The organism is Cupriavidus sp. 8B (assembly GCF_054589115.1).
The window spans coordinates 1-6,649 of record NZ_BAAILO010000189.1; the positions used below are offsets into that span (position 1 = coordinate 1).

Here is a 6,649-nt window from a genome sequence, read left to right on the forward strand (position 1 = left end):
TCCGGGTCGCCTTCTTTGCCTACTTTCTTGGCGAGACAAGAAAGTAGGTCGCCTCCCCGCAGGGGAGGTGAAACTGCCTTTGACTTTGACGTTAAGTAGTTGAAGTTGAAGCTGATTTTGCAGTTGCAGTTGCAGTTGCAGTTGCAGTTGATCTTGCAACCAGCCCCTCCCCCCTACACCCCCTTCATCAAAAAATCCCGACTAACCCCACCCCCAAGCTCATGGATCCTCCGCAGAAAATCGCTAAGCCACCCATGAATCCCAACAGAGAAAATATCCTCGATCCGAGTGAATTTCAGCTCGGCATGCAGCTTGCCGGCACGCCGCTCCGTCTCCACTGACTGCGCATTCCTCACCTGCGCCAGCAACGAAATCACCTCCCGCAAACTGGCGGCCAGCGAGCGCGGCATATCCGGATGCACGATCAGCAACTCGGCCACGCGCTCCGGCGTGACCACCGAGCGATAGACCTTGCGGTACATCTCCAGCCCCGACACGGAGCGCAGTACCGCGGCCCACTGGTAGAAGTCGTCCTGCTGCTGGCTAAGGTCGGTAGCCTGGAACTTGACGTCGAGAATGCGGGCGGTGTTGTCGGCGCGTTCCAGGAAGGTGCCTAGCCGCATGAAGCAATAGGCTTCGTCCTTGAGCATGGTGCCGGCTTCCACACCACGCGTAAGGTGGGAGCGGAACTTGACCCACTCGAAGAACCGGGCCGGATCGTGGCGCAGGATGCCATCGGCGACCATCTGCTGGACATCGAGCCAGGTGGTGTTGATGGTTTCCCACAGCGGCGTGGTGAGTGCGCCGCGCACGGCGCGGGCGTTTTCGCGGGCGGCGCGCAGGCAGGACATGATCGACGCCGGGTGGCTCAGGTCGCGCACCATGAAGTCGATCACTTCCTCGTGCACCACCGCGCCGTGGTGCGCGGCGAATACCGGCGTGAGTTCCGTCACGTCGAGCATCGCCAGCCAGCCCTGCTGCGCCACCTCGGGCGATTGCGGCAGCATCGAGGCCTGGTAGTTGACGTCGAGCATACGGGCGGTGTTCTCCGCGCGCTCGGTGTAGCGGGCCATCCAGAACAGGTGGTCGGCGGTGCGGCTTAGCATGGTGATTCCCCCTTTTCTCGGCAAACCCAGGCTACTGACAAGCAATTGGCTTGCCAGGCGCTGACCGCGGCGCAGTGCCTACCCGAACGGCAGCACGCTGACCTCCACTTCCACATCGTGCGCGCCGCCGCCCACGATGACGCCGCGCAGCAGCGAGACATCGCTGTAGTCGCGCCCGAACGCCAGCGTGACGTGGCTGGTGTCGGCCAGCACGTCGTTGGTGGGATCTAGGTCGACCCAGCCGGCCATTGGGCAGTACACCGACAGCCAGGCGTGCGAGGCGTCGGCGCCGATCAGCCTGGGCTGGCCGGGCGGCGGCTCGGTGCACAGGTAGCCGCTGACGTAGCGCGCGGCGAGGCCGAGCGAGCGCAGGCAGCCGATCATGACCTGGGCGAAATCCTGGCACACGCCGCTGCGCAGGCCGAAGGCTTGCAGCGCCGGGGTGTCGACTTCGGTGGCGGTGGTCTGGTATTCGAAGTCGGCGTGGACGCGGTGCATCAGGTCGATGGCGCCGGCCACCACCGGCACGCCGGGCGCGAAGCTGGCGAGCGCATAGGCCTTGAGGTCGGGATGCAGCGCCACGTTGGGCGAGGCGAAGCAGAACTCGCTTTCCGGCAGGAAGGGCTGGCCGGCGCGAAAACGCAGCGCGGCGACGGCCGCTTCCCACGGCATGCTGGCGTCGGGGTCGAGCGCGGCCCAGCGCGGCGTCAGGCTGACCGTGCTCTCGCAGGCGAGCTGCATGTAGTCGTGCGGCACGTCGATGGTGAAGTACAGCACGTGGTTGCCGAAGGCGTCGACGTCCGCATGCTGGTGCGACGGCGGCGGCTCGATCTGCGTGCTGTGCGCGTGCACGGCCTGCCACGGGCAGGTGACCGGGAACACCACGGCGCGCTGCTGGGCGTTTTCCACCGGGGCGGAGTAGTCGTAGATGGTTTTGTGATGGATCGTCAGCACGGAGGCGGCGCGTCCTGGCGCGGGCACGGCAGCTTCCTCAGCCTGGCGCATCGTCGCGTTCATGGTGTCGTTCTGCGTCGCATTCATGGTTGGGCCCCGACGCGGGTGCCGGCCATGCCGGCATGGCTGAAGTAGCGCGCACTGATTTCGTCCGAGAGCTGCACCACCATGTCAGTCAGTTGCTCGCACAGTTGCACCAGATTGGTGTATTTCCCGTCGGCGCCGCGCTGGCAGAGTGCCTCCCAGCCGGGCAGCGTCTCCACGGTGGGCAGCCATTGCGGCAGCGGCACGCGCCCGGTGCCGGCCGGGCTGGCCGGCGGCGAGATCTGGCCGAGCTTGACGCGCAGCCGCGCCAGCAAGCCGTAGAGCCCGCGCGGGTTGGTGGGCTCGATCACCAGTTGGTCGACCAGCGCGGGCACATCGGAGCGGCCCGGGTACAGCGCGCGGAAGGTCAGCGTGCTGTCGAACAGATGCAGCAGCAGATCGAAACAGGTCCGATGCAGCAGCGCGCCGTTGTGCGCAAACACCCGCAGGAAGGTCGAGAGCGTGGCCACGCGCTCGATATGGCGGCCGATGAACAGCAGGCGCCAGGCTTCGTCGCGGGTCATGCGGTCGCCCTGCGCGCCGCTGATGGCGGCGAGCTGCATGGACAGGCGATCCAGCGCCGCCAGCACGCGCGGGCGGTCGTAGTTGCCCGCGTCGCTGCCGGCGCCGCCAGGGCTACCCGCGCAGGCCGCCTCCATGGCGTCGCCAAAATCGTTGCGCGCGGCGAGGATGGTGCGCCAGTGATCGTTGGACAGCCGGTTGCGGATCTCGGTGGCGGCGTGCACGTGGCTGGCCAGGTTCTGGCCCACGCTGGTCCAGCCGGCGCTCTCCGCCAGCGCGGACACCAGGCTGCGCTCGAACACGCGCAGCGAAGCGCGCGGCTGCGGGGCGCCGGTCGGCAGCAGGCCGCAGGCGCGCACCAGTTCACCGATCACGTCGAGCGCGCTGTCGTCGCGGTCGTCGCTGCTTTCGATCGAACCCAGCACCAGGCGGCACAGGCGTACGTTGTTTTCCGCGCGCTCGGCGTAGCGGCCGGCCCAGAACAGGTTCTCGGCGGCACGGCTGGATACCGCCAGCGGCTTGGCCGCCGGACCGGGCGCCGCGCCGGCCATGGGGAACTGCAGCGGCGCGCCTCCCGGCTGCGCCGGCTGGCTCGACAACACCCAGGTGTCAGTGCTGGAGCCGCCGAGCTGCATTGATACGGCCGGCTGGCCTTCCCCCGCGAGCCGGGTAAAGCCGCCGGGCATCACCTGCCAGCCACCCCGTCCGTCGGCAATGGCATAGACCCGCAGCATGGCGGCGCGCGAGCCGATATGCGGCCCTTCCCAGCGCGGTGCGTGCGACAGCGGCAGGTCGGCCTGGATGGTGAACAGATCCGGCACCTGCTCGATGCGCTCGCGCCAGTCCGCCAGGCGCTGCAGGCCGCGCTCCATGCCCAGGCGCGGGCCTTCCCACGGCTGCGCCATGCCGCGCGGGTAGGTTGGCATCAGGAAGGCTTCGGTGAATTCCCCGAGCGCCTCCTCGCGCGCCGTGGCCTCGCCGCACCACCAGCTGGGCACGCCCGGCAGCAACAACTCCTCGCCCAGCAACGCGCGGGAAATGGCCGGCAGGAAGCCGTGGATGGCCGGCGTCTCCAGGAAGCCGGATCCGGGCGCGTTGGAGACCAGCACATTGCCCGCGCGCATCGCCTGCAGCAGCCCGGGCACGCCGAGCGTGGAATCCTGGCGCAGCTCGACCGGGTCGCAATAGGAATCGTCGAGACGGCGCAGCACCACGTCAACGCGCTCCAGCCCGGCCAGCGTCTTCAGGTAGACCACGTCGTTGCGCACCGTCAGGTCCTTGCCCTCGACCAGCGTGATGCCGAGGTAGCGGGCCAGGAAGGTGTGCTCGAAATAGGTTTCGTTATAGGGCCCCGGGGTGAGCAGCACGATGTGCTTGCTGACCGTGGCGGCGGCGTTGACCGCGGATTCCGGCGCGGGTGGCTGCGCCGCGGGCTGCTGCGCCAGCGTGGCTACCAGTTGCGAGAATGCGGCGGGCAGGCGCCGCACGCGCAGCTCGCGAAAGGCATCGGCGAACAGGCTGGAGATGATGAGGCGGTTCTCCAGCGCGTAGCCCATCCCGGAAGGCGTCTCCGTGCGGTGGGCCATCACCGTCCAGCCGCCCTCCACGGTATGCGCCAGGTCCACCGCCACGATATGCAGGAAGTTGCCGCCCGGCGGCTGGTAGCCCTTGAGCGGGCGCAGGTAGCCGGGATGGCCAAAGACCAGGCCGGCCGGCAGCAAACCCTTGGACAGCAAGGTCTGCGGCCCGTAGATGTCGGCCACCATGGCGTTGGCCAGCTCCGCGCGCTGCGCCACGCCGCGCTCGATTTTCTGCCAGTCCTCCTCGGCAACCAGGAAAGGCAGCAGGTCCAGCGCCCAGGCGCGCGCGCCGGCCTTGTCCGTGTAGTCGGCGTAGACGTTGTAGGTCACGCCATTGTCGCGGATCTGGCGCGCCATGGCGACGGCCTGCTGGTCGAGGCCTTCGACGCCCTCCTCGCCCAGCACCTTAAAAAAGCTCGCCCAGGGCTCGCGCAACCCGTCCCCGCACGCCCCCAGCTCATCAAGATGCCCAGGTGGCACCGGCCGCGCGCGGTGCATCACCGCGTCGACGGCAGGGGCGGTTTCATCAAAAGGCAGTGACGGCTGGAGAGGCACGGGGCGCGACTTTGGGGGCGTGCCGGATCAGCGTTGTCGCAAATCCAGCGTGAACGGAAACTCGAGGCTGCGCCGGGGCGGTTCCACGCGCATCACGCCCGGCGTGTGGCCAAGTGTGAAGAAACGTGTCAGGCGCCGGCTCTCAGCCTCGTACGCATTGACCGGGAAGGTCTCATAGCTACGCCCGCCCGGATGCGAAACATGATACTGGCATCCACCGATGCTGCGCCCCATCCATGTGTCGACAACGTCGAAAGTCAGCGGCGCATGGGAGGCAATGGTGGGATGGAGCGCAGACGGCGGCGCCCACGCGCGGTAGCGCACCCCGGCCACGAACTCGCCGACGCGCCCGGTGGGCTGCAGCGGCACCGCGCGGCCGTTGACGGTGACCACGTGGCGGCTGTCGTTCATGCCCAGCACGCGCACCTCGATGCGTTCCAGCGACGAATCCACATAGCGCACGGTGCCGCCGGCACTGCCCTCCTCGCCCATCACATGCCAGGGCTCGAGCGCGGTGCGCAGCGTCAGCGACAGGCCGCCGGCCGCGAGCTCGCCCACGCGCGGGAAGCGGAACTCGAAGTGCGGCGCGAACCAGGCGTTGTCGAACGCAAAGCCGGCTTCGCGCATCTCGGTGAGCACGTCCTCGAAATCCATCTGCACGAAGGTGCCGAGCAGGAAGCGGTCATGCAGCTCCGTGCCCCAGCGCGTGAGCCGCCCGCGATAGGGCTCGCGCCAGAAGCGCGCCACCAGCGCGCGCAGCAGCAACTGCTGCACCAGGCTCATGCGCGCGTGCGGCGGCATCTCGAACGCGCGCAGCTCCAGCAGGCCGAGGCGGCCGGTGGGGCCGTCGGGCGAGTAGAGCTTGTCGATGCAGAACTCGCTGCGGTGCGTGTTGCCGGTGACGTCGATCAGGATATTGCGCAGCGCGCGGTCGACCAGCCAGGGCGGCATGTGCGCGCCAACGCCTCCCTCTGGGCCGGAGATCCGGTCGAGCTGGTGCTGCAGTTCGGCAAAGGCGATCTCGAGCTCGTAGAGCTGGTCGTTGCGCGCCTCGTCCACGCGCGGCGCCTGGCTGGTCGGGCCGATGAACATGCCCGAGAACAGGTAGGACAGCGAGGGATGGTTGTGCCAGTACGCAATCAGGCTGGACAGCACATCGGGGCGCCGCAGGAAGGGGCTGTCGGCCGGCGTGGCGCCGCCCAGCACGAAGTGGTTGCCGCCGCCGGTGCCGGTGTGCCGCCCGTCGAGCATGAACTTCTCGGTGCTGAGATAGGTTTCGTGGGCGGCCTGGTAGAGGAATTCCGTGTGGTCGACCAGTTCGTCCCAGTTGGCGGCGGGATGGATGTTGACCTCGATCACGCCCGGATCGGGTGTGACCTGCAGCAGCTTGAGGCGCACGTCGCGCGGCGGCGGGTAGCCTTCGAGCACGATCTTCACGCCCAGCCCGGCGGCGGTGGCTTCCACCGCGGCCAGCAGCTCCAGGTAGTCCTCCAGCACGGTCAGCGGCGGCATGAACACATAAAGCATGCCGCGCTTGTCGCCCGCTGCCGCTTTCTCGGCCTTGGGGCCCGCGGCGCGGCTGGGATGACGCACTTCCACGCACAGCGCCGTGCGGGTGATCCAGCCCGCGGATTCACCGCGCTCGGGCACGCGCGCCAGGTCCGCCGCCAGGGCAGCGGGCGCGACCGTGCCGCCGATCGTGCCTGTCCCCGGCTTGGCCCCGGCCAGCCTGCCGGCACGCGCAGCCGCTGCCGAGCCGGGCGCGGGGTAGGCCGCGGTGCTGGCGCGGAACTCCACCGCCTGGCCAGGCTCGGCGCCTGGGCCGCCAAGCCCCGGCAGTGGCGCGCG

General features: G+C 68.7%; 4 protein-coding genes. All 4 read right to left on the minus strand.

The features are described 5' to 3' along the window. Positions 1 to 173: 173 nt before the first annotated feature. The gene (locus ACYP5B_RS18840; protein ID WP_459570712.1) at positions 174 to 1,106 is read right to left on the minus strand and encodes an alpha-E domain-containing protein; all 933 of its coding nucleotides are present in this window, start codon (positions 1,104 to 1,106) and stop codon (positions 174 to 176) included. A 78-nt stretch (positions 1,107 to 1,184) separates the two neighbouring features. Next, a complete protein-coding gene (locus ACYP5B_RS18845) occupies positions 1,185 to 2,111 on the minus strand; it encodes a transglutaminase family protein (protein ID WP_459570716.1) in 927 nt (308 codons plus the stop codon). A 32-nt stretch (positions 2,112 to 2,143) separates the two neighbouring features. Then, on the minus strand, positions 2,144 to 4,801 hold the full coding sequence (locus ACYP5B_RS18850) for a circularly permuted type 2 ATP-grasp protein (protein WP_400103411.1): 2,658 nt from the start codon (positions 4,799 to 4,801) through the stop codon (positions 2,144 to 2,146). A 27-nt stretch (positions 4,802 to 4,828) separates the two neighbouring features. Next, the coding region (locus tag ACYP5B_RS18855; protein ID WP_459570713.1) for a transglutaminase family protein at positions 4,829 to 6,649 on the minus strand (1,821 nt) is incomplete at its 5' end.